General features: G+C 38.1%; 1 protein-coding gene and 1 pseudogene. Both read left to right on the top strand.

Features of this window, described 5'->3' with window-relative positions:
- Nucleotides 1–100: pseudogene (locus tag PSH48_RS21035) on the top strand (shikimate dehydrogenase); the annotation flags it as partial.
- A complete protein-coding gene (locus tag PSH48_RS21030; RefSeq protein ID WP_013463676.1) occupies nucleotides 97–351 on the top strand; it encodes a DUF1488 domain-containing protein in 255 nt (84 codons plus the stop codon). The pseudogene PSH48_RS21035 and the gene PSH48_RS21030, both read left to right, overlap by 4 nt.
- Nucleotides 352–433: the final 82 nt, after the last annotated feature.

Below are 433 nucleotides of genomic sequence, written 5' to 3'. Positions count from 1 at the left end.
GTTAGTAGGGCAAGCTGCACAAGCTTATTATGTATGGCGAAATAAAATGCCGGACATTGTTCCCGTTGTTATTGCATTAAAGCAGGGAGTACTTAAATGAATCAAGCAATACAGTTTATAGACCGACTCGAATTTAGAGAGCCAACTCATCAATTAGTTTTTTTTGCACAAGTAAGCGGAATGCTAGTTGAGTGTGTGATTGCTGTAAGTAGTTTAAATTTAGCCGATGAGAGTCATGCAACGCGTTATTTTGAACAATATCGATTTGATTATGAAGAGCGTGCCGAGCAGCTAATCGAAGACGAAAGCTATAACTCGGCAGGGCAAATAGAAGTGAGTTTACTTAATTAAGCAAAAAGTTGTGGTTATTTCGCGTCTTCAGCTAAGTATTCATCTTTAAGCTGCACGTAATTATCGGCAGACACTTTTAAAA

Origin of the sequence: Pseudoalteromonas sp. Angola-4 (genome assembly GCF_028599265.1) — a bacterium.
Taxonomy (GTDB): Bacteria; Pseudomonadota; Gammaproteobacteria; order Enterobacterales; family Alteromonadaceae; genus Pseudoalteromonas; species Pseudoalteromonas atlantica.
The sequence above is the reverse complement of the archived record's forward strand: the minus strand, read 5'-3'. Positions and strand labels throughout refer to the sequence as shown.

Excerpts from the sequence above, each read along its gene's own strand:
- PSH48_RS21030 (WP_013463676.1), top strand. The coding sequence starts at position 97 with ATGAATCAAGCAATACAGTTTATAGACCGACTCGAATTTAGAGAGCCA.